At 34.9% G+C, this 22,458-nt stretch carries 37 protein-coding genes; all 37 read right to left on the reverse strand.

Annotated features, from left to right (window positions below):
• Nucleotides 1–12 precede the first annotated feature (12 nt).
• A complete protein-coding gene (locus P7F85_RS08180) occupies nucleotides 13–5,607 on the reverse strand; it encodes a peptidoglycan DD-metalloendopeptidase family protein (RefSeq protein WP_220432141.1) in 5,595 nt (1,864 codons plus the stop codon).
• 203 nt (nucleotides 5,608–5,810) lie between these two features.
• On the reverse strand, nucleotides 5,811–6,344 hold the full coding sequence (gene gpG / locus P7F85_RS08185; protein WP_117725859.1) for a phage tail assembly chaperone G: 534 nt from the start codon (nucleotides 6,342–6,344) through the stop codon (nucleotides 5,811–5,813).
• Nucleotides 6,345–6,420: 76 nt separating this feature from the next.
• Nucleotides 6,421–7,008: a major tail protein gene (locus P7F85_RS08190; protein WP_117725858.1), complete on the reverse strand. Its 588-nt coding sequence runs from the start codon at nucleotides 7,006–7,008 to the stop codon at nucleotides 6,421–6,423.
• Nucleotides 7,009–7,011: 3 nt separating this feature from the next.
• On the reverse strand, nucleotides 7,012–7,398 hold the full coding sequence (locus P7F85_RS08195) for a hypothetical protein (protein ID WP_104681639.1): 387 nt from the start codon (nucleotides 7,396–7,398) through the stop codon (nucleotides 7,012–7,014).
• On the reverse strand, nucleotides 7,391–7,813 hold the full coding sequence (locus tag P7F85_RS08200) for an HK97-gp10 family putative phage morphogenesis protein (RefSeq protein ID WP_046464347.1): 423 nt from the start codon (nucleotides 7,811–7,813) through the stop codon (nucleotides 7,391–7,393). The genes P7F85_RS08195 and P7F85_RS08200 overlap by 8 nt, the downstream gene beginning before the upstream one ends.
• The gene (locus tag P7F85_RS08205) at nucleotides 7,813–8,136 is read right to left on the reverse strand and encodes a phage head closure protein (protein WP_046464346.1); all 324 of its coding nucleotides are present in this window, start codon (nucleotides 8,134–8,136) and stop codon (nucleotides 7,813–7,815) included. The genes P7F85_RS08200 and P7F85_RS08205 overlap by 1 nt, the downstream gene beginning before the upstream one ends.
• Nucleotides 8,106–8,429: a head-tail connector protein gene (locus P7F85_RS08210; RefSeq protein WP_117725857.1), complete on the reverse strand. Its 324-nt coding sequence runs from the start codon at nucleotides 8,427–8,429 to the stop codon at nucleotides 8,106–8,108. The genes P7F85_RS08205 and P7F85_RS08210 overlap by 31 nt, the downstream gene beginning before the upstream one ends.
• An 8-nt stretch (nucleotides 8,430–8,437) precedes the next feature.
• Nucleotides 8,438–8,611: a hypothetical protein gene (locus P7F85_RS08215; protein ID WP_162987632.1), complete on the reverse strand. Its 174-nt coding sequence runs from the start codon at nucleotides 8,609–8,611 to the stop codon at nucleotides 8,438–8,440.
• Between the two features lie 14 nt (nucleotides 8,612–8,625).
• A complete protein-coding gene (locus P7F85_RS08220; RefSeq protein ID WP_117725856.1) occupies nucleotides 8,626–9,942 on the reverse strand; it encodes a phage major capsid protein in 1,317 nt (438 codons plus the stop codon).
• Between the two features lie 38 nt (nucleotides 9,943–9,980).
• A complete protein-coding gene (locus P7F85_RS08225) occupies nucleotides 9,981–10,538 on the reverse strand; it encodes an HK97 family phage prohead protease (RefSeq protein ID WP_050969546.1) in 558 nt (185 codons plus the stop codon).
• On the reverse strand, nucleotides 10,528–11,763 hold the full coding sequence (locus tag P7F85_RS08230; RefSeq protein WP_181971036.1) for a phage portal protein: 1,236 nt from the start codon (nucleotides 11,761–11,763) through the stop codon (nucleotides 10,528–10,530). The genes P7F85_RS08225 and P7F85_RS08230 overlap by 11 nt, the downstream gene beginning before the upstream one ends.
• Complete coding sequence (locus P7F85_RS08235) at nucleotides 11,763–11,939, reverse strand: hypothetical protein (protein WP_162987633.1); 177 nt, start codon at nucleotides 11,937–11,939, stop codon at nucleotides 11,763–11,765. Before P7F85_RS08235 ends, P7F85_RS08230 begins: the two co-directional genes overlap by 1 nt.
• A 13-nt stretch (nucleotides 11,940–11,952) precedes the next feature.
• The gene (locus tag P7F85_RS08240) at nucleotides 11,953–13,701 is read right to left on the reverse strand and encodes a terminase large subunit (RefSeq protein WP_046464342.1); all 1,749 of its coding nucleotides are present in this window, start codon (nucleotides 13,699–13,701) and stop codon (nucleotides 11,953–11,955) included.
• A complete protein-coding gene (locus tag P7F85_RS08245; RefSeq protein ID WP_046464341.1) occupies nucleotides 13,694–14,164 on the reverse strand; it encodes a phage terminase small subunit P27 family in 471 nt (156 codons plus the stop codon). The genes P7F85_RS08240 and P7F85_RS08245 overlap by 8 nt, the downstream gene beginning before the upstream one ends.
• Nucleotides 14,165–14,300: 136 nt before the next feature.
• Nucleotides 14,301–14,549: an HNH endonuclease gene (locus P7F85_RS08250; RefSeq protein ID WP_306768022.1), complete on the reverse strand. Its 249-nt coding sequence runs from the start codon at nucleotides 14,547–14,549 to the stop codon at nucleotides 14,301–14,303.
• A gap of 302 nt (nucleotides 14,550–14,851) precedes the next feature.
• Nucleotides 14,852–15,298 carry a transcriptional regulator gene (locus tag P7F85_RS08255; RefSeq protein ID WP_046464339.1) on the reverse strand — a complete coding sequence of 149 codons (447 nt, stop codon included), beginning with the start codon at nucleotides 15,296–15,298 and terminating at the stop codon, nucleotides 14,852–14,854.
• Nucleotides 15,299–15,310: 12 nt separating this feature from the next.
• Nucleotides 15,311–15,532, reverse strand: coding sequence for a helix-turn-helix domain-containing protein (locus P7F85_RS08260; protein WP_046464338.1), 222 nt, complete (start codon nucleotides 15,530–15,532; stop codon nucleotides 15,311–15,313).
• Nucleotides 15,533–15,545: 13 nt separating this feature from the next.
• Nucleotides 15,546–15,698, reverse strand: a complete 153-nt coding sequence (locus P7F85_RS08265) for a DUF1514 family protein (RefSeq protein ID WP_002452327.1) — start codon at nucleotides 15,696–15,698, stop codon at nucleotides 15,546–15,548.
• Nucleotides 15,698–15,865 (reverse strand): transcriptional activator RinB, encoded by a 168-nt coding sequence (gene rinB, locus P7F85_RS08270; protein ID WP_046464409.1) that lies wholly within the window; start codon nucleotides 15,863–15,865, stop codon nucleotides 15,698–15,700. Before rinB ends, P7F85_RS08265 begins: the two co-directional genes overlap by 1 nt.
• A 199-nt stretch (nucleotides 15,866–16,064) precedes the next feature.
• Complete coding sequence (locus tag P7F85_RS08275; RefSeq protein ID WP_080947559.1) at nucleotides 16,065–16,217, reverse strand: DUF1381 domain-containing protein; 153 nt, start codon at nucleotides 16,215–16,217, stop codon at nucleotides 16,065–16,067.
• 327 nt (nucleotides 16,218–16,544) lie between these two features.
• Nucleotides 16,545–16,892 carry a MazG-like family protein gene (locus P7F85_RS08280; RefSeq protein ID WP_046464336.1) on the reverse strand — a complete coding sequence of 116 codons (348 nt, stop codon included), beginning with the start codon at nucleotides 16,890–16,892 and terminating at the stop codon, nucleotides 16,545–16,547.
• Nucleotides 16,885–17,073: a hypothetical protein gene (locus P7F85_RS08285; protein ID WP_046464335.1), complete on the reverse strand. Its 189-nt coding sequence runs from the start codon at nucleotides 17,071–17,073 to the stop codon at nucleotides 16,885–16,887. Before P7F85_RS08285 ends, P7F85_RS08280 begins: the two co-directional genes overlap by 8 nt.
• On the reverse strand, nucleotides 17,073–17,432 hold the full coding sequence (locus P7F85_RS08290) for a hypothetical protein (RefSeq protein ID WP_104681645.1): 360 nt from the start codon (nucleotides 17,430–17,432) through the stop codon (nucleotides 17,073–17,075). Before P7F85_RS08290 ends, P7F85_RS08285 begins: the two co-directional genes overlap by 1 nt.
• Nucleotides 17,432–17,638: a hypothetical protein gene (locus P7F85_RS08295; RefSeq protein ID WP_052731443.1), complete on the reverse strand. Its 207-nt coding sequence runs from the start codon at nucleotides 17,636–17,638 to the stop codon at nucleotides 17,432–17,434. Before P7F85_RS08295 ends, P7F85_RS08290 begins: the two co-directional genes overlap by 1 nt.
• Nucleotides 17,635–17,835, reverse strand: a complete 201-nt coding sequence (locus P7F85_RS08300) for a hypothetical protein (RefSeq protein WP_046464332.1) — start codon at nucleotides 17,833–17,835, stop codon at nucleotides 17,635–17,637. Before P7F85_RS08300 ends, P7F85_RS08295 begins: the two co-directional genes overlap by 4 nt.
• Entirely contained in the window at nucleotides 17,825–18,076 is a 252-nt protein-coding gene (locus tag P7F85_RS08305) for a DUF3310 domain-containing protein (protein ID WP_046464331.1), read from the reverse strand. Before P7F85_RS08305 ends, P7F85_RS08300 begins: the two co-directional genes overlap by 11 nt.
• A 6-nt stretch (nucleotides 18,077–18,082) precedes the next feature.
• Nucleotides 18,083–18,265, reverse strand: coding sequence for a hypothetical protein (locus P7F85_RS08310; RefSeq protein ID WP_046464330.1), 183 nt, complete (start codon nucleotides 18,263–18,265; stop codon nucleotides 18,083–18,085).
• 4 nt (nucleotides 18,266–18,269) lie between these two features.
• Complete coding sequence (locus P7F85_RS08315) at nucleotides 18,270–18,680, reverse strand: SA1788 family PVL leukocidin-associated protein (protein WP_117725855.1); 411 nt, start codon at nucleotides 18,678–18,680, stop codon at nucleotides 18,270–18,272.
• A complete protein-coding gene (locus P7F85_RS08320; protein WP_155399936.1) occupies nucleotides 18,681–18,857 on the reverse strand; it encodes a hypothetical protein in 177 nt (58 codons plus the stop codon).
• Nucleotides 18,858–18,936: 79 nt separating this feature from the next.
• The gene (locus tag P7F85_RS08325; RefSeq protein WP_002505181.1) at nucleotides 18,937–19,161 is read right to left on the reverse strand and encodes a hypothetical protein; all 225 of its coding nucleotides are present in this window, start codon (nucleotides 19,159–19,161) and stop codon (nucleotides 18,937–18,939) included.
• Nucleotides 19,154–19,567 (reverse strand): DUF1064 domain-containing protein, encoded by a 414-nt coding sequence (locus P7F85_RS08330; RefSeq protein ID WP_117725854.1) that lies wholly within the window; start codon nucleotides 19,565–19,567, stop codon nucleotides 19,154–19,156. Before P7F85_RS08330 ends, P7F85_RS08325 begins: the two co-directional genes overlap by 8 nt.
• 9 nt (nucleotides 19,568–19,576) lie before the next feature.
• The gene (locus P7F85_RS08335; RefSeq protein WP_046464328.1) at nucleotides 19,577–19,795 is read right to left on the reverse strand and encodes a hypothetical protein; all 219 of its coding nucleotides are present in this window, start codon (nucleotides 19,793–19,795) and stop codon (nucleotides 19,577–19,579) included.
• Nucleotides 19,796–19,805: 10 nt separating this feature from the next.
• Nucleotides 19,806–19,964, reverse strand: coding sequence for a hypothetical protein (locus tag P7F85_RS08340; protein ID WP_046464327.1), 159 nt, complete (start codon nucleotides 19,962–19,964; stop codon nucleotides 19,806–19,808).
• Nucleotides 19,961–20,746 carry an ATP-binding protein gene (locus tag P7F85_RS08345; RefSeq protein WP_046464326.1) on the reverse strand — a complete coding sequence of 262 codons (786 nt, stop codon included), beginning with the start codon at nucleotides 20,744–20,746 and terminating at the stop codon, nucleotides 19,961–19,963. The genes P7F85_RS08340 and P7F85_RS08345 overlap by 4 nt, the downstream gene beginning before the upstream one ends.
• Before the next feature lie 12 nt (nucleotides 20,747–20,758).
• Nucleotides 20,759–21,574 carry a conserved phage C-terminal domain-containing protein gene (locus tag P7F85_RS08350; RefSeq protein ID WP_107566321.1) on the reverse strand — a complete coding sequence of 272 codons (816 nt, stop codon included), beginning with the start codon at nucleotides 21,572–21,574 and terminating at the stop codon, nucleotides 20,759–20,761.
• Nucleotides 21,567–21,788: a helix-turn-helix domain-containing protein gene (locus P7F85_RS08355; protein ID WP_046464324.1), complete on the reverse strand. Its 222-nt coding sequence runs from the start codon at nucleotides 21,786–21,788 to the stop codon at nucleotides 21,567–21,569. Before P7F85_RS08355 ends, P7F85_RS08350 begins: the two co-directional genes overlap by 8 nt.
• Nucleotides 21,778–22,452, reverse strand: coding sequence for a putative HNHc nuclease (locus tag P7F85_RS08360; RefSeq protein WP_117725853.1), 675 nt, complete (start codon nucleotides 22,450–22,452; stop codon nucleotides 21,778–21,780). The genes P7F85_RS08355 and P7F85_RS08360 overlap by 11 nt, the downstream gene beginning before the upstream one ends.
• Nucleotides 22,453–22,458: the final 6 nt, after the last annotated feature.

Below are 22,458 nucleotides of genomic sequence, written 5' to 3' on the forward strand. Positions count from 1 at the left end.
ATACCACCTCCTCTATGTTAATCTTGGTTTGAATTTTGAAGTTCTTACTTTATTACGTTCTCGCTTGTCCACAATACTGTTTACTTCTTTCTCATGACTGAATTTATCTATAACTGTTTTTTTATTCGCAGTTCTTTCGCTTGAATCTTCAATATTAAGTAGGGATGAAATGATCGTATCCATTTTATCTACGAGAGATGTTAATTTATTGTTTTGTTCTTTTAATGCTTGATATTCCATATCTTTACGGTATTGCTCTTGTTGTTTTTGCGCTTTATCTTGTCTTATTTCATCTGCATAGCGTGAGATAGCTTCATAAACTGCCGATTGAGTACGTGCAAATATATCACTGTTAGCAATTTGTTTGAACGCTTCAATAGATACATCATTTGGTATAACTGTCTCGCCGCCGTGCATTTGCATGATTTCGCCACCTTCTTCAAAGATGTTAGCGAAACCTTTACGAGCATTGTTTGTACCTTTAGCATAACCATGACCGTGACCAATAACACTTAACATGCTACTGCCATATCTACTTTTAGCATAATGAATACCTGCCATTAAGTTATCTAATCCATTTAAAATATTACCGTGACCAGCCATTTTAAAAGCTCTAAATGTAGCAGGTGTAACCTGTACTAAACCTTGTGCTTCATTACCACCACTGTTTACGTCATGAATACCTTGATGTGCGCCTGCATTACCGCTTGATTCAGAATCAATTTGTCTAATCCAAGCGTTAACATAAGCGCCTGATGTCGGTAAATGGTTAGCCCTTAAAGCTTTAATTACTTCTGGACGCCATGCACTTGCAGCACGACTACCTCCAGATTTGCCTCCACCGTTATGTGATTTTAACCATTTAACAGGGTCAATAGGTTTGCCATTTCGATGCATTTCATAGTGTAAATGTGGTCCTGTACTAGCACCCGTATTACCTGACACACCTAACTTAGTACCTGGATGAACTTTTTGGCCTTGTTTAATATTCCATTTACTTAAATGACCATAAATAACTTTTAAAGCTCCACCAATGACCTCGATGTAATGTCCAAAACCACCAGGCATTTCTTTACCTCTGGCTGTACCGCTAATAGTTGAATAAACAGGCTCATATTTGTATGGTAAATCGATACCAGGATGAGGCCAACTAAATGCATAACCTGGAGGCGGTCCATTCGGACTATATGGTGTGGTGATGTTATCGAGATACTTGATATAACCACCGTCACCACCGCCAGATTCTTCTAACCAGTTTTTTACCTTATCGATAGCTCCTTTTTTAAGCTTGCCAAACATACCTTTCATCATATTGAATGGTAATTCTGCACCGCTTGGAATACCAAATGTTTTCACACCAACACCGAAAATATCAAATACTTTTTCAACAAGTTTACTTGGTTTTTCGATGTAATCTAACACATCACCAATAACTTTGCTTGCAGTTTTTCCTGCTGCTTTCGCCCAACCTACTCCTGTAGAAACTGCCTTACTGGTAGCGTTTTTCACACCACCCCACATATTACCTAACTTACTTCCTAATGATTCATCTGAATCATTAGCGTCTTTATGTTTATGTTTTTTCGGTTTTTTACCTCCACCTAGAAGATTGAACATAGTACCACTAGCAAATTTTGGCAAAGTACCTGTCGCGAATGCAGGGTGATTATTTAACATACTATGTGTTTGGGCACCATTATATACTTGACTTCCTTTAGGTAAAAATGCAGTAGTATCACGGTTAGGAGTTATCGCAGTTCTACCATTAGGATAACGAATCATCTCGTGTCTGAAACCACCAGGACCATTACCTCGTCCTTTATCTCCAACTGTGGCGAATGTATCTTGATTTATTTTGCCATTTGTTACATATTTTTGTGTATGTGTTGTACCTGTGTGTAGTTTTAAAGTTGGTAATTTATCCATGCCCAACTTACCGGCTACCCAGTTAACACCGCCAATTAATTTGTTTAAACCACCTTTGACACCACCAACCATATTATTAATATGACTTTTAATTCTACCGATTAAAGTTTTAAGACCGCTTGCCATGTTTCTAAAGGTATTACGAACGCTACTCCATAAACCTTTGGCTAAACCAGTTACAGAAGATTTCATACTTTTCCATTTAGAAATAGTGTCACTTTTTACTCGTCCAAATGTTGAACTTGTACCACTTTTTAATCTACTCCAAGTTCCTTTAACACCACTCCATAAACCTCTTGCGTGGCTTACTACAGAATTTTTAATATTCTTCCAAGTTTTAGTTAACCAACCACGTAATTTGCCAAATATTGACTTAGTAATGTTCCAAGTAACTGTAAAATTCCGTTTGACTCCGTTATATAATCCTTTGGCTAAACTAACTACTTTATTTTTAATATAATTCCATACTTTTACAGAAAAGTTTTTTATATTATTAAATACGCGCTTTACAAAATTCCAAGTGCCAGTAAAAGCTCGTTTTACACCACTATAAAGTCCCTTTGCAAGCGAAATAACTTTATTTTTAATATATGTCCATGTTTTGACTGCGAAATTACGTATAGCACCAAATATTTTTTTGACTGCTCCCCAAAGACTATTAAAAGCTCGTTTTACACCGTTACTAAGTGCTTTAGCTAAATTAATTACTTTGTTTTTAATGTAGTTCCAAGCCGATATGATCCAACCGCGTAACGTTCCAATTATTTTACGAACACCACTTGATAGACCACGGATAGCAGAAATCACACCATTTTTTATAGCATTCCATACACGTATCGAAATACCTTTTATAGCATTCCATACACCAGAAATAAAGCTACGTAAAGTGGATATATTTCGCTTAGCATTTCCTACTAAAGCCCGTACAATAGCTATTACGCCATTCTTTATTCCATTCCAAATAGCTATAGAAACACTTTTTATACCGTTCCACATTGCACTAAAGAAACCACGCAAACCATTAAAGCTTGCTCTGACTAGTCCAATCCAACCGCGAATAATTGCCATTACACCGTTTTTAATACCGTTCCATATCGTAATTGATACGTATTTAATTCCATTCCATACACCAGTGATTATAGTTCTCCACATAGCGAAATTAGCACGAACTAACGCTAACCAACCGCCAATTATCGCCATGACGCCCACTTTTATGGAATTCCACGCAAATAAAGCACCAGCTTTAATACCATTCCAAATAAATGAAAGAGCGTTTTTTAAGGCTTGAATTGGGTTTTGAATAGCAAATTTAATTGCGTTCCATGTTAGTGTCGCAGATGTTTTCATTAAATTCCATACGACTAATGATGCCGTTTTAATTCCATTCCAAATACCAACAATATAAGGTTTTAAGAAACCGAAAACGGATATTGCAGTATTTTTAATAGCTGTCCATGCACCAATAACGAAATTACGGAAAGTTTCATTGTTTTTCCACAGATATACGATTGCACCAACTAAAAGTCCAATACCAGTGATAACCCAACCGATAGGACCACTCATAAATCTTATAGCTAAACCTAGCCCTCTAGTAGCAAATGCTGCAGCTTTAGTTGCAACTGACCAAGCTCTTGTGGCAATAGCGCTTATTCTTGCTTGCACTGCTTGTCGTTTCATACCTAAAGTAGCAAATGCACCTTGTTTACCTAGTAATGTTTCTGCTCCTGTCACTGCAAGTAATGCGCCACGCATACCAGTTAATGCACCTTTTACTAAAAATATAGGTTTCAAGAACAACATCATCGCACCTGTTAAAGCTACTGTGCTACCTAGAAGTTTACCAATCCACGGATGTGCATTTGTCATACTAGCTAGCCATTGTGTAACTGCAGCAGTTAAACTTAAAGTTACACTTGCAACGGGTGCCATACCTTTAATCAATCCCCAAAGTGCCATAGAAATGTTTTTTACAATACTCCATACTTTAGGACCGTTTTTTTCTAAATAATTAATAAATTGTTGGAATCCGTCAGATTTTTTTAGTTGTGCACTCCATTGTTTAAAGCCTTCTGTTACACTTTCAATTCCTAACAATACATTGTGAGAATGTCCTGCAAATGCACCAAATAAATTGAATAAACCACTGAAAACGTTAGCGAATATTCTACCTACAATCGGTAAGTTCGTTTTTGTGTATTGTACAAAACTATTAATTGCGTTAGATCCTTCAACACTATTCGCCCATCTTCTAAATGATAACCCCATATTTTCAAAGCCTTTTGATGCCCACACAAATAGCGGACTAAGCTTATTAAATACGGCTACTGTACCATCAAAAAAGTGATACGCACCATTTAATAAATTGCCAAATGCTTTTGTACCTTGATTATTTAAGATGCTAAATGCAGTACGAGCGTTTTGTGAAGAAGTGACCCACGTATGCATACGACCACTCATATTTTCAATCTGACTAGCCGTAGTAGTTAAAAATGGGTTAAGTGTTCTTAATGCGTAGTTAGCTGTTTTAATACCATTTGTTAATGTATTAAAAATAGCAGATTGGTTTTGAGCAATAAGCCCGTCCCAACTACTTTTAAGTCCATTTAAAGCGCTTTGATAACTTCTTACTTCATTTGTTACTCTTAACTCGCCATCTTCTAATTTTTTTAGTGAATATGTGGCTTGTCCTGCAAACGCATTGATAGCACCCATGCCAATACCAAAGGCACCACCTAATCCGATTGCGCCACCAGCTAACGACGTAAGCATACCACCTATACCGGCACCAGCACTCACAACAGAACCCATAATAGGAACTAAGTTAGCGAATTGTGTTGCCATGACTTCGCCCACAATTCCTTGAGTAAGCTCGCCGAAACTTCTTAACGTGGTCGCAATTCTATCAACAGACGCACGAGCACCTGTAAATCCTGCAATCATCATAGTTCCTGCTAACGCTACTTTACGCTGTTCTCTTTCTACTTCTTTCAACTCGTCTGCTAATTCATCTGCTCGACCTTGTGCAATCTGCATAGCGATAGATTCTTTTAGAATGTCGTTTCTTAATTTATCGGCTTGTCTACTTGCAGAACCATGTGCGTTTGAAACTTCGCGTAAATTCTTTTTAAGTAAATCAATGTTACCTTTCGATTTACTAATCGTATAGTTCATTGTTGTTAAATGGTCTTTATAAGAATCGACTGAACGTGTTGACTGTTTAAATGCAATTTCACTCGATTTAGCCCTATTCTTTAATTCACCAAGACTATTTTTAACTTGATCAGTAGAACGATTGAACTGTTTATAAGCGACTTCAGTTTCTTTCAATTCTCTATTATAATTAGATAGTTGATTTTCTGCTTGTTGTACTGCACGTGAAGCACTTTGTAATTTAGTTCTTTGCGCGTCAGTAACCACATTAGATTTACTCATTTCATCTCTGACGCTTTGTAAGTCTTTCTTACGTCTTTCAAGTAGTCCTTCTTGTAATTTAACTGCACGCCCTAAAGATTTTTCACGTTCTGCTAATTGTTCTGCACTCAATTCATTTTTTTTGAATTCAGCACGTTGACTTCTTAAGCTTTTATTAATATCTTTTAAGTTATGTTCTAGGGTTTGCTTGGAGGCTTTCAACGGGTCAACGTCGAGTGAAACCTCCGCCCCTAAATTAAAATCTGCCATTATCCCACCTCCTAACTTTTATAGAATTGCCATCATTTGTTCAGGGCTTAATGCCCCTGCTTCTGCTACTTTACTTGCCTTACGCTTACGTTTTTTCGTATTAAAGTATTTATTGAAGTCTTCCATCACAATAGCGTCAACCTCATGTGGTTTGTATTGTGCTTCTTCAATAAAATGACGGTATACTTCATAAATATCTTGGACTACGTCGTCTGCTGTTTTGTTTTTGTTGTAGTCGCTTTTTTCTTGGGCTTTCCCGCATCATTTCCTGAAAAGATTTTGCTGTATGTGTCCGATAATGAATTTTCAACTTCTAAACCGTCGAATACTTCATCTACAGTGAATTGATTATCGAATACACGAACTAATAAATTAGCGAATTCATCGTGAAGTTCAAAATCTTCTTCTCCCGTTTCTTCTTGTGCCTGTTTTTGTAATTCTTCTGATTTATTAAGAAACTCTTTATATTCATCTGTTTGTTCTAATTCGTCTAATTCTTGGTATAACTTTTCTACTTCTTCATCACTTTCTGTATCGGCGATTTTACTTTCGACTTTTTCAATCTTCATTAAAATACCACGATGTTTACGATAAAGCGTTTGTAGTTCTCCAATTACTCCGAAGCTACTTTGTAATTGTTGTTCAAATTCTGCTTGTGCTTTCATAGCACCTAAATTCAATTTGTCTTTTACAAATGTTTTGTTTTTACCGTCAATTTTTAAAATTACTTTAGCCATAGTTGTGTTGCTCCTCTTTTAAATTATTTTTGTATACAAAAATAGGCGACCTTTGACAGTCGCCTTAAATCATTAATTATGCTTGTGGTTGTTCTTGAGCAGTCGTCACTGCACCTTCACCGTGAATTGCATTATAGAATGCAGTTTCGTCAAAGTCAGGGTCTGCACTGTGAATACGAGCAAATACTAATTTGTCTGTATCACGTTGTACAAATGAACCTTCCATTTCGATTTGGTCTTGTTGTTCTGGTTTGTCTTCCATAGTTGATGATTTAGTGTTTGGAATATTGAAGTTACCACGAGTTAACCCATAGTAGATGTATGATCCATCGTTACAACGATATTTCCATGATACTGATAAATATGGTGGCACTAAGTCCGAAGTATATAACTCCATACCTTTATCCACTTTAACGCCTAAGAATTCAGTACGTTCAGTTTTATCTAATTCCATTAAGTTTGTTGTTAATGTTGCACCAGTAATACCACTGAATAAGTTTAATTTTTTAACTCCGTCTGCATAAACCGGTTCGTTACCTTGCTCTAATTCTAATTCGATTTCTTGTAAACCTGGAATATCTGTTAATTGTCCTTGTTTGAAACCATTTCCATCTTGTCTACGTGCTTTAAAACCTTCACATGTAATTGCTACTTTTTTATCCATAATTTATTGCTCCTTTATTGGTAATATAATTTCAAATTCAAGCATTTGATTAAATAATTTAAGTTCATCATCTTTCGATAAACTTCGGTTATAACAACGACCATTTTGACTTTTGATAACTTCGTTCACTCGTTCACTAATTGAATAAACAGTGTTGACATCAGTGCCGAAAGTTTCAACTGCAAACAAAAAGCGATAGTGTGAGCTATCGCCATCTTTATATAAAGTGTTGGTCATAAGTATTTCTGTAATTCTGATGAAAGGTGTGTATTGTGCTTTTTGGTAATTTTCAGGAATATCAAAATTAAATATTTTGTTCGGTAAGCGTTGCGCCAATTCTGTGTCATTTTTTAGTAGCGTGTATATTCTTACGATTGGGTGTTTAGTCAACGTCCATCATCTTCCTAACTGCTTCTTTATAAATAGCATAGATTGGCGCTTTACTCATTTCTTGTGAACGTCTCATAAAGTGTTGTGGTGGTTGTCCCACAGTGCCATTGACTGTAGTTCCGATATCGGGGAAGTGAATATACCAACCAGAATCAGTTCGTTTACGTCCTTTGTCGAAACCAACTTCTTTTGTTGGGTTTAAACTATCGCGTTGAAAATTAGATATCTTCAACACTTCAATAGCATGTGTTGAGTGTGTTTGTTTTGAATGAACTGGTGTATTACTAGCAATATTACTTTCATAGACTTTTGCAGCTTTTGTTACTGCCTGTTTTGCTTGTTTTTCGCTATTAATCATCAGTTTTCTTAATTTATCTGATATATCATTATCGGAATCATAACGTTGTTTACTCATTAATTAACCACCTCACATTTCAACATAAGACGTTCCATATCTTGAAAATCACTTTCGATGTATTTAATTTCATATTCCTTACCTTTAAATTCAACTATCATACCTGAATCGATATCCACACGTTGGTGATAACGAATGATAAAGTTAATTGTATCGCTCCTTGCGTCTAATCCCATTTCTTTAAATTCTTTAATAGTTGTTTTGGATACTTCACAAAAAGGCGTAGCAACTAACTTTGTAATTGTTTGGTATGTTCCTTCATCATTAATTTCTGTTGTACGATTAAATATTTTTATTCTGTGTTTGAGGCGTCCGATTTCCATCTAGCATAAGCCCCCCTTAACGTTTGAATTAGAGTTAAAGAGGACTGAGAAACGTTATGCCTTTGGAATTGGCTTGTTGTTGATCTGTTTTCATAATGATGTCCTACTTGATTAATCACCGCTAAACGATACAAGTTGTTGTTTTCATAAAATTGGTCGGCTTGTCCGTAACCACTCACTGCTCCTTGTATTTGTTGTTCTGACGCTTGTATTAATCCTTCAATTTCATCATCATCAAAATCATGGTCAACTCTAATTCTCGCTTTAACTTCTTCCACATCTAAAGTAAGCATTTAATCACCTACTTTTTCTTTTCTTGAATTCGCTCTAAAAAAGGACCATCAAAACCATTATCAGATAAAGTTTTTTCAACTTCTTCTGAACGTTTGACAGTCATTTCAACTTCTTCATTCTCTTTTAATTGCTTATCTAATTCTAAATCTTTGTATGGTTTTAACACTTTAAATTTAGCCATTTATATACCTCCTATTATGCAGTTGGCTCTGATCCTGTGCCTAAATCTCCTGCAGTTCCTGTATAAGTTAAGAAACGTCCTGCTTCATCAACACCCTTTTTAACATCGAAACGCATATAAGCCGCTAAAATTTGACCATAGATTTCATTTTCAATCCATTTAACTGACGCTTGTTTTCTGTCTGCAAAGAATACTGCATATTTTAAATCGCCGATGAAAGCATGTTTTTCACCTTTAGCACCAAATAATTCATCTTTAATGATGAAGATTGGACGACCAAATAAAACTGTACCAGTTGGACTAGTTACATCTTGTTTTAACAAATATTGACCGTTTTTATCTTTTAATGTATCTAACGCTTGATAGAACGATTGAGAAACTACTAAAGATAAGTTGTAAGCAGGGTCAATTTCAACGTTGATGATTTGTTTAATATCATCTAAGTTTGCAGTGTTAACTGCTGTGAATGATTTCATAACGTCTGCAATTGCTTTGTTAGTTGTATTCACCGCTTGACGTGCGTTGTTTTGAGCCACGATTTGAGCTAAGTTAGCCTCTGAATCATCTAAAGATTCTTGAGATACTGGAATTTGTCCACGATATGTTTTTACTTTGTAATCAACATCAGTGAATTTTGGTTTAGCTAATTCTGGGTTCTTTTCTAATTCTTCAACACTGATCATTGTTTCTTGAGCAGGGTTTAAGATTGGGTGAGAACCTGCAGCAGTTGTTACTGGTTGCACGTTAACGAATTTTTTCAAGTCTACAAATGTTTCTGGTAATTCTTCTGGTTGATATTTGATATCTTCCGGAATGATTGGTTGTGCATCAACTGACTTCACATTGTCACGTTTCGCACCTTTCGATTTAATGTATTCAACGAAGCCTTTAACTTCATCAGATACTTTTTCTCCTAAAATTTTTCTTGTCATAGAGCGTTTTCCTCCTAATTTCTTCTTGTCTTCTTCATCTGGTAATTCATCATCTTCAACAGGTTCTGTTGAATCAGGTTTTTCTTCTGTTTCAGGGTCTTCTTTCTTAGGCTCTTCAACAGGTTTCGCAGGTGCTTTTGATTTATCCGGCTCTGCTTCTGGTTTGTCGTTTTTAACTTCTGTTTCTGTCTTTTCTTTTGGTGCGTCTGAACCATTAGAAACTTTTTCCTCTGCATTTACAGAATCAACAATCTCTTTTTGTTCGTTGTAAACGTCTTTCGCTTGTTGAATTTCTTCTTTTAATTTCTTCGCAGTTTCAACGTCACCGTCATTCACTGCTTTTTGAGCTTGATCAATTAAATCATTAATCGACTTTGCTTGTTCGTCTAATGTAGCCATTTACTTCACTCCTTTTAATTTTTGGCATAAAAAATAGCCTACGTATCAATACGTAAGCGTTCTAATTCAATTTCTATGCTAGTTTTTTCTAAATCTTTGAATTTGTCTAAACCTTTTGCTCTTTGACCAACTGCAACAGAAGTATCTTGATATGCAGGTATCGTTACAATACTTACTTCTATCAAATCTTCAATTCGGTTAATTGTTTGAACATATTCACCGTTTATTTTCGACCATGTTCGTGCAGAAGTATCATCATTTGGTAATGTGAAATAAAAACTACATTGGTTTACATTACCTGCTTTGATGTTTTCATATATATCACGTGCATAAGACGTATTCGGTAAATAGCATTTGAAGTACAATCCTTTGTTATCTACAGATAATTCAAGCGTACTTGCTTGTGTCCGTCCAATTACTTGATTGAAATCATGATTGATTAAGCATTTAACGTCCGATATATCTACTTGACTTAGTGCATTCGGGCTAATAATTTCCTTAAACCCTCCTAAGTCGTCGCTTAACGTGTCAAAGATGATTGCATACCCTTCGACAACCATTTCTTGTTGTCCGGTTTCAATCTGACTATTCGCCATTCGGTTCACCTCCCTTATTGAGAGATTCAATATTTTTCTGAACCTTACTATCTTGATATGCAGACAAGTCTTTTAAGAAGATAGTGTTTAAGTCGGCCATTGGTTGACTACCATTATCCACAGGATCGTAACCAAATTGTGCACGCGCTTCATTTAAAGTAATAATTTTCTTAGTGAATAATTGTGTAACACGTTCTAATTTAACTTGCGGGTCACTATCAACTAATCTTGAAACATCGTAATCAAGCGTAATCTCATAAGGAGACTGAACAAATAATTTTTCTTCTATTTCTGCATTCATCATTGAAAAGATTGGATAGAGTGTATTTCTATAATACTCAATACCTGAATCTTTAAGTGATGTATTAACCGTTTCAATGCCTAATTTAGATATCGGTAATCCGAAAGCCTTAGCAACTTGTTGGGTACTGAACTTATAACTGTTTAAAAAATTCAATACTTCAGTTGGCACTTTCAAACGTTCAAATGTCATCGTGTCATCAAGCATGACTAAACCATTGTTATTCTTAAGTTGACTTTTCTCAAAGTTTTGTCTGATTAATGATAATTCTTCATCTGAATATCGTCCTTCTTGATACTTAAGTACTGCAGTTGAAGTACCACCATTTTTAAAGAATTCATCTAAGAACTTTTTACTACCCATTGATATACCAATTTCATTAGCTAATGCAAACAGAGGACTATAACCATTAAAACCATCTAATGTAAACATTCTAAAATGTAATACATCTTCAGTATCTAATTGCACATGACCATCAACTTCATCTATATAGTTATATTTAATCTTGTCATCAACTTGTTCAATTGATACTGCGCTATTTTGCATGTGGTAAAGTTCAATCGGTGTATTGTTCTTATCTCTAACAATCTCTATGTAGCTATTACCATTGAGTAACATATTAGCCACAATGATGTATTTAAAATGCCATGCGTCAAGATATGGATTAGGTCTCTTGTTTAATAACTTAAGAATCTTTTTATCATCTTCTAAATAGCTATCTGTATCATTGAATTTAATACTTGTACTGGCAATATCTTTAGCAATAATATCTATAGCTGTAAATACATCACTATTTTTTAACGATGTAATACCTGCCCAAGACATATCACCCAAACCATTAACTTCTGTAAGCATTCTTAAAGTATTTTTATCTACACTAATGTTATTACTTCGTTTAAAACCGTTAAAATTAAATACGCCCATTAATTATTTCCACCTCCTCTCTGAAAAGGCTGGTCAATGGTCAATGCAAAGCCGGTTAATAATAAACCACCGACGATATAACCTAATGGTTTCCATGCAATGCTAAAACCATAACTGATTAAAGCTATACCAATTAAAGTTAATAATAATACGACGATGTTTTTAACTACTTCCATTTGATGCACCTCCCTATATAAACATTGGTAATGCTCGTTTCTTATCCCACTCGTGTTCACTAGCAATGACATAAGCAAATATTGTACTCATTAATGGATCAATCTTTTCGCGATTAAGTTTTTTCTCAATCATGACTGAATCATTAATGTTTTTAGATACTGCATTTTTAATTGCTATATCTAAAAGTGGGTTTTTATGATGTTTAATCTGTCCGTCAATCACCTTCAATCTAAAATCGATGACTGGGTTAGATAATGTCATTGCACCTTGTCTGATTTCAATCAATTCATAACGCCAATTACGTTTTTCGATTTCTGCAATGAAACCGTGAATGGCATGAGGGTCATAACAAATCGCTTGTACATCTAAGTTGTTTTCTATAATGTATTTTTCTATGTAGTCGAGTACTTGATTACTATTGATAATCCCACTTTGTAAATTGGTTAAAGTACAATAGCCATGTTGAGACATTTGCCTATAATCAATAAGATCACGTTCAATTTTTGCTTGTAATCCGCCTTTTGTGCCCACAAATGAATGACTAGTAACGTAATATTCTTTGTTAACTTCATCTAAGTGTATAAACGATACGGCAGTTAAGTCGTCAGCACGTGATAAATCAAGTCCTACATATGCTTTTGTACCTTTAATATCGAATTCAGTTTCGTTTTTCTTCCAATCATTGAAATCTAAGTAAGATTCTTTGCTTGCTTGCATCCAATAATTAAAGTTTTTAACTAAAACTCTGAACATGGTACCTTTTTGAGTTGCTTCATCAACTCGTTTTTGCAAGAAATCTTCGATTTGTTCCTTTAAATCATCGCTTTCATTGATTAACGGATTGCTTTTTGCCCACATTGACTTATCTTGCCATTCTTCCTCATTATCTTGTTCGAAAATAATAGCGAAATATTGTTCATCATGATAATTACCCGTCAAAATTTCTTTAGCATATGGCCACTCATCTGTGTACATCGGTGCATTTAAGTTAAACCCTGCTGTGGAAATGATGAAAATTAAACTTTGTAGTAAGTTACCTTGTCCAGATTGTATCAACTCGAGCATTTCATTCGTTTTTGCAGCATGATACTCATCAATAACAGCCAAAAACGGTTCAAAACCATCTACGGCACCAGTATCACGAGAGAGAGGCATAACATACGAACCATCTTTATTGTGTTGAAGCAATTCACGTACTTTTTTTACATCTTTCTTAAGTTCTGGCACTTGAGAAACAAAGTACATCAATTGTTTAGCAACCATATTGAACACAATACTAGCTTGTCTCTTATCATTCGCAGCACAAAAGATTTGTCGCCCTTCGCTTGGTTCTCTGTCGAATAAGAATGAATACAGTACCAAACCACTGACTAAAAGTGACTTACCGCCCTTACGAGCCATTGAGATAAAAGCTTTATTAAATCTTAAGTAGTCGTTATCATCAAACCAACCACGCACCATTGAAATAATAAACTTCTGAAACATCGCTAATTTATGAAACTTACCTTTTGTGTCTGGTAAAGCTTCAATAAACTTGATTACTTTCTTAGCACGCTTCGGTTTATATACATAATTAAAGTCATCATCTTCAATACTTCGCTTAATATCTCTTAAATGACGAATACAAGCCAGTTGCGTATCTTTGCAAGTGGTAAAAGTACCAGATAGCACCATGACACAGTATTTGTAAGCATCATCTTTATATTCATTAGGAATATCTAACAGTTTTTCATATTCTTTATTAATTTTTACGTTAGTCATCTTCATCAACACCAAATTTATCGTAAACCGATTGTTTTTGTTCATCAGGTGTAGGGACAACTAACTTCATTCGACTGTCAATCGTCATTCCTAATTGCCCACAGATTGATTTAAGTTCTTTTAAGCCATCCATGTAAGTAAAGTATTGAGGTATTCGCTTTGTACCTTCTTCATTCACTGTGCCATGTTGCATAATATGGCGATACGCTTCATCTGTAAGTGATACTAATTGGCAGTAACGTTTGATACGATCATAATCAAGTTCTGCTATAGGTAATTGTTCGAGTAAAGGAATGATACGTTTCCATTCTTTTTTACCTTCTTTAGTTAAATCAGACGGAACACTCTTAACATCAATCTTATTAAATTGAGATAAGCCATTTTCTTTAAGTTCTTGATATTCTAAATCTTCTTTATTGTGATTTCCTGTTTTTGCAGCGTTCAATTTACGTGGTCTAGCCATGTTCTCACCTCCAAATAGCGATTTTAAATTTTTAGTTTCTAGAATTTGGGTACAAAAAAGTTATCGAGCGATTACACGCCGTCTGATAACGTGAGCCGTTGTTTCAGCCCCTCCCTTTAATTTTGTGACCTATTTGTTATCTTTTCCTTACTTGCCCTCTATGACTCTCTATATGGCACTGAGAACATACCGTCTGTAAGTTATCTAGGTCTAATCGTTTATCCCAATCATCTTTTAATTCGATAATATGATGGACATAGAAACGTTGACCTTTCTTCACTGGATTCACAATACCTTTAGCCAAACACGATTGACACAAGTATTTATCACGTAATAGGACTTGTTTACGTTTGTTTCTCCACTCTTTTGAGTGATAAAATTCCATAAACTTGCTATCCTTACCATACCTCGTATGTGCGTTGTAGTGCTTAGCACTCTGTTGCCTATCACGTTCCCTTTGTGCCTTATACTCGCATTGTGTCATCGTTTTATTTCCTTTTCGAATCTTTGGTTCAACGAAAGACAATTGAATCAACTCATTTCATATATAAAGAAAGAACAAACAACTTTGTTAGTTGAATGTTCTTTGTCTTTGATTATGTTTAACAGAATCATTGTTATATTCTATTTGATAATATCAATATACTTCTTTTCTTTCCGCAATTAAACAAACAGCTAATTGCGATTTTACTTGAAATGAATATATCCAATTCTTCTTGCTGTTTCTTCCATTAACTTTCTTCTCAATCTTAATACTGAATAAACACTTATTACTTTGTCATCATCTCTTTGTTTAGTTAATTCATGAGCAATGTCTTCCCATTCATAAGTTAAAGAATCTTTATCCCAATATCTAAACTTAACTATCTCTTGTTGTTCATATGTAGCACATCTGTATATATCTTCGATAGCAGATATTGTCTTACTCAGATTAGCATATAGGTCATCTTCATGTAGCTTGACTACCTCACGTTCTATAGGGCTACTAACTATATTTGTTTTACCCCTACCAATATTAGTGTCTTGTGGTTGATATAGTAGCTCATATCTCCTATAAGCCAATTGCCCTTTCATTTCATTATAATTCTCCCAATACTCCTCTATCTTCTTGAGGTCTAGTTTACTTAACTTCATTGCCTACCTCCATTACTTCTTACAATCAGTCATATCTGTATCATCGTTAACTAATTCATTTACAGATATCTTCAATCTCTTTGCAGTTAACAATGCTGTATTCACACTTGGACACTTCCTACTATTCTCCATATCGGACAAGTACGATTGGCTTATTCCCATTTTATTTCCCATCTCTTGTTGAGTAAGTTTCATATCTTTTCTTATTCTTTTGAGGTTCTCTCCAAATGTCATAGTACTACCTCCATTACTTACGTTTCTCATCTATATATCTAACAATGTAATCGTTCATGTAAGCATTAGCATATTTATATTCTTCTAATTCTTTCCGTTGTTCGTGTTGTACACCTAGAGAGATGAGACAAACAACACCTAATAGTATTGATATGATTATCCACATTAGTCAGATACCTCCGCGTTTAAATGGATATGATCATCTTGCGTAAAATCCTGTGGCGCTTCTATATCATCGTTAGATGTATATTTAATTAATAATTGTTCTGTCACGTACTTACCTAACTCATACATGGCTAACGTGAATATTAGTTTTGAAATGCGTTTAATCATTTCGTTTTGATAATCACCTTGTTTAAAGTTTTCTTTGATATATTTTTTACTCATCAATTCTCCGGACTTAACTTCTTTGTATGAACATTTTTCTCCCTTTTTTAAAATAATGGGATGTTTCATCTTTTTAATTTCAACAATATCACCTGGCAAATACCCTATCGTGCCATTTATACCAACTGGTTTTATACAAGTGTATTTAGTCATGTCTTTCCTCCTCATATTTCTTCATTGCCTGCTCTTTACTCTCTGCCTCAACCACCGCAAATGTTTGATTCTCTCGCGCTTCCGTAACGTGATTGTGTTGCATGCCTAACGAATCAGTGAATGTTGTGATTAGATACTGTGCCACTTCCCACTCACTCCTTACCTATATAAATTTCACTATTATTTTAAATTTGTTAATTATCATTAAGAATAGCAATGCTATTAAAACTGCTAATATATCTTTCTCGACAGAAAATCCTACAAGCAATATTAAAATAATAAAAAGTCCGATTTTGTATACAGTAGCGTGTTCATCATTACCAAAAAGATACTTATCAACAAAGTAATCTAATGCGACTAACCCTATTCCGATTATCAGTAAAACAATTATGTCATTCACTTCCCCAGCACCTCTTTTACTCTATTTAGAATATCTTTATTTTTAACCGCCTCGAATTCGACACGTTTAGAATTACTGTAAGTCTGATTCTTTGATAAATGTTCCATTGATTGTTTTTCCTTTTCTCCCTTTGATTTCGTCATACGCAAACTGTAAACACTCCTGTAAACTCATATCATGTTGTTGAGCTAATATGATTAACGTTACTACCGTATCGCCTATACCATCTTTTAAAGCCTCCATATTGCCACGTGATAAAGCTGCTCCAACTTCTCCGGCCTCTTCATAAAATTTCAAAGCTTGTCTGTCTGGATTGCCATTGTGCAACCCTTTATCGATACTCCATTGTTCTACTGCTTTTACTAATTGATCTAAAGCTCCAAAGTTATCTGATTTTAATTGTCCTAATTGATTAGTCATTTTGTTCCTCCTCGATAAATTCAACTTGATATAATTCCACCTTTATTAATTTGTTATCGTATTCAATAACTGCAAAAGGCTCTTCTCTAAATTCGCACAAAATGTCATACTTACGATTGGAAAACACCCCGTGGAATTTATCTCTAGTGATTTCATAAATACGTTTAGTCTCAATCGTCATCACTCTTCACTCTCCAATTGTTCACTCATTGATTGAATAATGTGCAATACCATAGTTGCTAAATCATTTTTTATATTATCGTGTTCATAGACTGCCTCTAATGTGTCACAAACCGAACATGAACCATAAAAGTCTGTTGTTTCAACATTAGGTATTCCATCAACTTTAGAAGTGAATTTACAAAATATTTGTCCTCCCCAAGAATCTCCGTCAATTTCAACTGTAGGAGTAGTTTTGTGTGTATCTTTTAAAACCAGTTGTGCTGCTAATTCATGCAAATCCTCATAACCATAATATTCACTATCGTCTATAAACTGTTCAATGTATTTTGTAGTAATACCTTTAGCATTTTTTATCATCACTCTTCACGCTCCAAATTATTAATAACTATTTTAGTTACTGTGTTATTCATGTTTTTTATTACATCACTATCTTCAGATAATACAGTTAATGCTATCTCATCAAACGCCTGTGCTTTCTTCTCCAACGCTACATTACGCTCACGCAACTTCTTAAAGTCATCAAGCATTGCGTCGTAAGTGTCTTGTGATAGTGTTACTGTCACCTCATACACTCCCTATTACTTTGTTTGTGTTCTTCTAATACTTTCATCACGACTTTATTGCTACCTACTTTAACCACAAAGCCCTGGACACCTTTTTCACGTAATTCTCGGTTAATCTGTGTAGGTGTCTTGCCTTTAGTGTTGTATTTGTAGCGTTGGTTGATTGTGTCGGATAGGTCGTATGTGCTAGTTGTCATTGTTTATGTCCCACTTATCAAATACGCGTTGCAAGTACCATCTCGCTTTGTCGATATCTTCCTTGCCATTCTTATGATTAGCTCTAGCAATATATTTGATGGCTGAACCAATTGCGAATGCCAATTCTGGTGGGTACTGTGCTGTTACTTGTTCTATGAAATCTATAACCTCGATGTCGCCGTATGTGTAATGCGGTGGTTGTTTAACCATATCCACTTTCTGATTACTAATAATTGTCATTGTCATCTACACCTTTACTATTTCGTATTTGTCATCAATCACTACTAACTCACTACCTACTCGTACTTTTAGGTATGGTTTGCCTTTAAAGTTGTAATGGAGTTCTTCCACAACTGCAGGGAATGAGTTGGTTGCGTTTGGATATTTGAACCAAATATCATCGCCTGGATTTAATTCATGCAATTCCATTCGTCTATCCCCTTTGCACTCTACCGTATGAGTCGGTTTTTAATTTAGCTATTGCGTTATTGTCCATTAAGCCTTGCAAATACTTACTACGTGTATGTTTCTGCTTAACGTTGAACAAGTGTGGTTTCTTTCTACGTAATTCTTGTTCTTCTCTTGTAGCGATACGTTGTTCACGTTCTTTTTCTTCAATTTCTAACTTCATAACACCTTTATCAGCATTTATAGGTCTAGCTATGAAATATGTTGGTTTATAACCATTCTCAATAATACGTCGTCTAATGTCATAATCACTTAAACCATTATTGATGGCTGTTTCATAAATCTCTATAGGCACATCAACCTTTGTCGAATTGATTGATAACGGGACGTATACGTTTCCGTATTTATCCCTATATCTTTCAACAGTTCTAACCATTTACTCCACCTCTGCATCATCTATCGTTATATCTAGCTCTAATATGTCACTGGGATAATCTCTTAAATCATTGATTCGTTCTTGCACTTTATCTTCTAACGTTTCATGTTTACCTACTGGTATGAACGTGTTTACATGTCCTGTAATTTTAAAATTAATTCTTACTTGATATTCCATCTCATCAACCTTTCTCTTTCTTGCGTTGACGTCTCACTTTCACTAATTCGTCGTATCTGTTAGCCATTACTCATCACTCCTACACCAAATTTTTCAATACTTCGAAAGTGTCTATATCTTTTAATTCATCAGATACAAAAACGTTCATATCGTGAAATTCTGTTTTTATTGTTTTTTCTTCTTCATCAAAATAAATCTCCATAGTTCCATCTTTGAGTTTAAAAATCGCTTTATCTTCTTTGAAGTTAAGTCCTTCTTTTTCTAATCTTTCATAAGCTTCATTTATTCTAGTTTTTTCATCCATTCTTCATCTTCTCCTTCTTACGCTTTTTGCGTACCTTGATTAGTTCTTCATACGTTATCCACTCTTGGCCTGTGTATTTAGGAGCTTTACATATCCATGTGAGTTTTACATCTCTGTATAAGTATCTAAATATCTTAGCTTTAAGTTTTGCCGTTTCAGTAGGCCTACCTTTAACATCTATCACTTCGATCAACTCATCATTGAGATATAATGCAAAATCTGCAATATATTCTGCCTTACGTTGCTTACCAAACTTAGGTACAAGCTCGTATCTTGGCTGTATTTCGATACGATCATAGTTAACGCCATTCATCTTACTTTCTAAATGTTGGTAATATTCACACTCTACTTTGCTATCGAATGTGATACCTTTGTATTCAACTTTCTTCGCGTTGTATTTACTCATGTGCCACCTCTACAAATATTCAAATAGGTTCGTCTGATGACCTTTAGTTAAATTTTCGTTAGCGATAAACGTTTCTAATTCTTCGTTTGTTAAATACCAACGCTTACCTTCGTAATACGTTTTGATAATACCGCTCACTCTGTACAAACCAGTTTTATTATTAGGAATAACTGAGATCATTTTGTTACCTTTGCTATCGAACAGATAAAACTTATCTCTTAAAGCCATGTCATACCTCCTAATATTCGACAATAGCAGGGCGTATACGACGTTCTGCAAGTTTTCTATAGTAAGTATCTTCTAACTTCTTTTCGTCGCCCTGTGCATCGTCTATGAGTTTCTGAGCGTACACATCGGAACACTCAAGATTTCGTTTAATTTCTTGTAATGTAATCAAAATTTAAGCCCCCTCGTCCTATAGTCTTGACCGTCCATTTTGATTAGCGTTGTATTGCTCATGATTCTGCTAAATATACGTTGCATATCTTTATTTCTAGTCATTTCTTTTTCATCTAAGTTAGTTGTAAATATATTGTGTTTACCTACACGACTTTCAACTAATTCGAACATCTTACTTGTCGCAAATTCATTCATGTTAATACCAAAATCATCAAACACCATTAGATCAACATCGCTAATGATTTGCGCTAATTCTTGTTCAGTCATGCCATTTCTGTTGTTGTAGGTATTCTTGATTGTAGAAATAAGCTGAGGCACGTTCATATAAAGTACCGTATAACCTTTTGCTTTAACTTCTTTAACAATACTCATAGATAGATGTGACTTACCTGTACCAAATGAACCTTGTATGAGCAAAGACTGTTTATTGTCTAACGTGAAGTTTTGGGCATACCTTTGACACAAACCTTTAGCATAATTTAGCTTTTCTGATGTTGGTTCATAATTATCAAATGTTACTTGAGCTAAATTGTCGTTAATGATGGATTGTTTAAATATCTTCTCTGCTTTTACCTTACGTTGTTTCTTGCGATAGTTTTCAGTTGATTGTTTAGCTAGTGCAATCATGTCGCAGTCACAACCATCTTTGACCACTTGCCCATTATCAAATTCGTAGTAGTCATATTTACGACCACAATCTTTACAATGCAATCCGAATTCTTGTTTAACTATCTTATTTCTAAAACCTGCTTGCTTAGCTAGGTTCTGGAAAGCCTCCATCTCATCACTCCTTTAAAACGGTAAGTTTTCAATATCCAATGGCTGTGCATTTTCAAATGCGTTAGCGTATGGATTGTTAGGTTGTGTATTAGTTTCTTGATTGAGATATCCCTCAAATTTAGTGCCAAATAATGTTTCGGGTCTTAGATATTTTTCTTGGCTTGTTCCTAACCATTCTGATGTTTTTATATCTATCACTTTTTTAAAGTCATCTAATCTAAAATCTTCATTCCATCTTGCTTCAATACATCTTTTGCTTTTACCGGTATTATGTTTAAATTGTTTGCCTGCTTTTTCATTTAAATAACCAATAATTTCTTTATAGGGAATCGGAGAAACAGTCGGGTTACCCGACAATATATCTCTTGTAGAAGTCTCTGAAGTAGTCTCTTGTGTAGTCTCTGGTATTGGTTTGCTCATTTTGAGCTGTTCGACTTGCTCATTTTGAGCAACTCCATTTGCTCTTTTTGACCACATCGTTTGCTCATTTTGAGCAACTCGTTTGCTCACACCCTCAAGCTCTAAATAATTGATTGTGTACCACTTCGTTTTGTCGAAACCCGCTTTATTGTAATTGCTTGTGATTATTAGGTTTTGTTTTTCTAAACTTGTGATCGTTCTTCGTATTGTTACATTGCTCCAAAAAGGGAATTGTTCTTCCCATTCTTTATAGCTGTTGTATATCCAATTAAATCCGTCATGTATGTGTTTGCTACTTCCTAACCAGTAGTGAATCTGTTGAAGTACAATAGCCTCATTTAATCCAATTTCAGTAGCTAACTTCGGTAAAACTAATATCGGGTAATCGTCTATTAATAACTTACTCATTGCTATCACTTCCATACAGAAGGTATTCTTCGCTATATTTTAGATGTTTGGCTATTTTGGGGATTGTTTCTTTTTTAGGCAAATGCACACCAGACTCCCATTTTTGAACTGTTGATTTAGTTGTGTTAGTTTTAATAGCTAACTCTTTTTGTGTCATTCCTAATCGAGTTCTTCGTTCATTTATACGTTCTCCTACATCGAATCTATCTATCATTTTTTACTCCTCTCAACATTGCATTAAGACGCTCATCAACTTTGATCCAACTGTTTTGTAAGTGGTATTTTTCATCAAACGATTTAACACCAATCGCATGTTGTTCTGAATGATGGCGTCTACATAAAGCTAGTACATGCTTGTCGTAGTGATTCATCTTATTCCTGTTCATACCTCTACCAACTGCCTCGTAATGAGCTAAGTCACTACCTGGAGTGCTACATATCACACAATTACGATTAACAGTTGCCCAATACAACATCGCCTGGTCTCCACTCATTAATTTACTCGTTTCCATTCTCATAGGTATTTGATGATGAAACATGAATGCGATAATCAATTCAATTAATTCTCTAGCTACTTTCATAGAACAATCTCGTAAACTTATTTCTTCATAACCGTTCATTATTTCAAGTTCTGCTTGAAACCTTTTTCTTAGTGATTCCACTGGTTCTCCCCAATGCATTTCAATATCTCTGCACATAGCAAAAATCTTTTTACGTTGTTCAATAGACAATCTTTTGTTATCCGGCACTTCCACTTCTGCATTAAGTGAGTAACCGTTATCTAATAAATCTATATGACTTTGCTCTAGTTCAATACCAGTGGCAACGACGGAATATGTACCGTCGTTATCTTTCTGGTATCTTGTAATGTGTTGCATTTAATC

This window comes from Staphylococcus sp. aM (assembly GCF_052975125.1).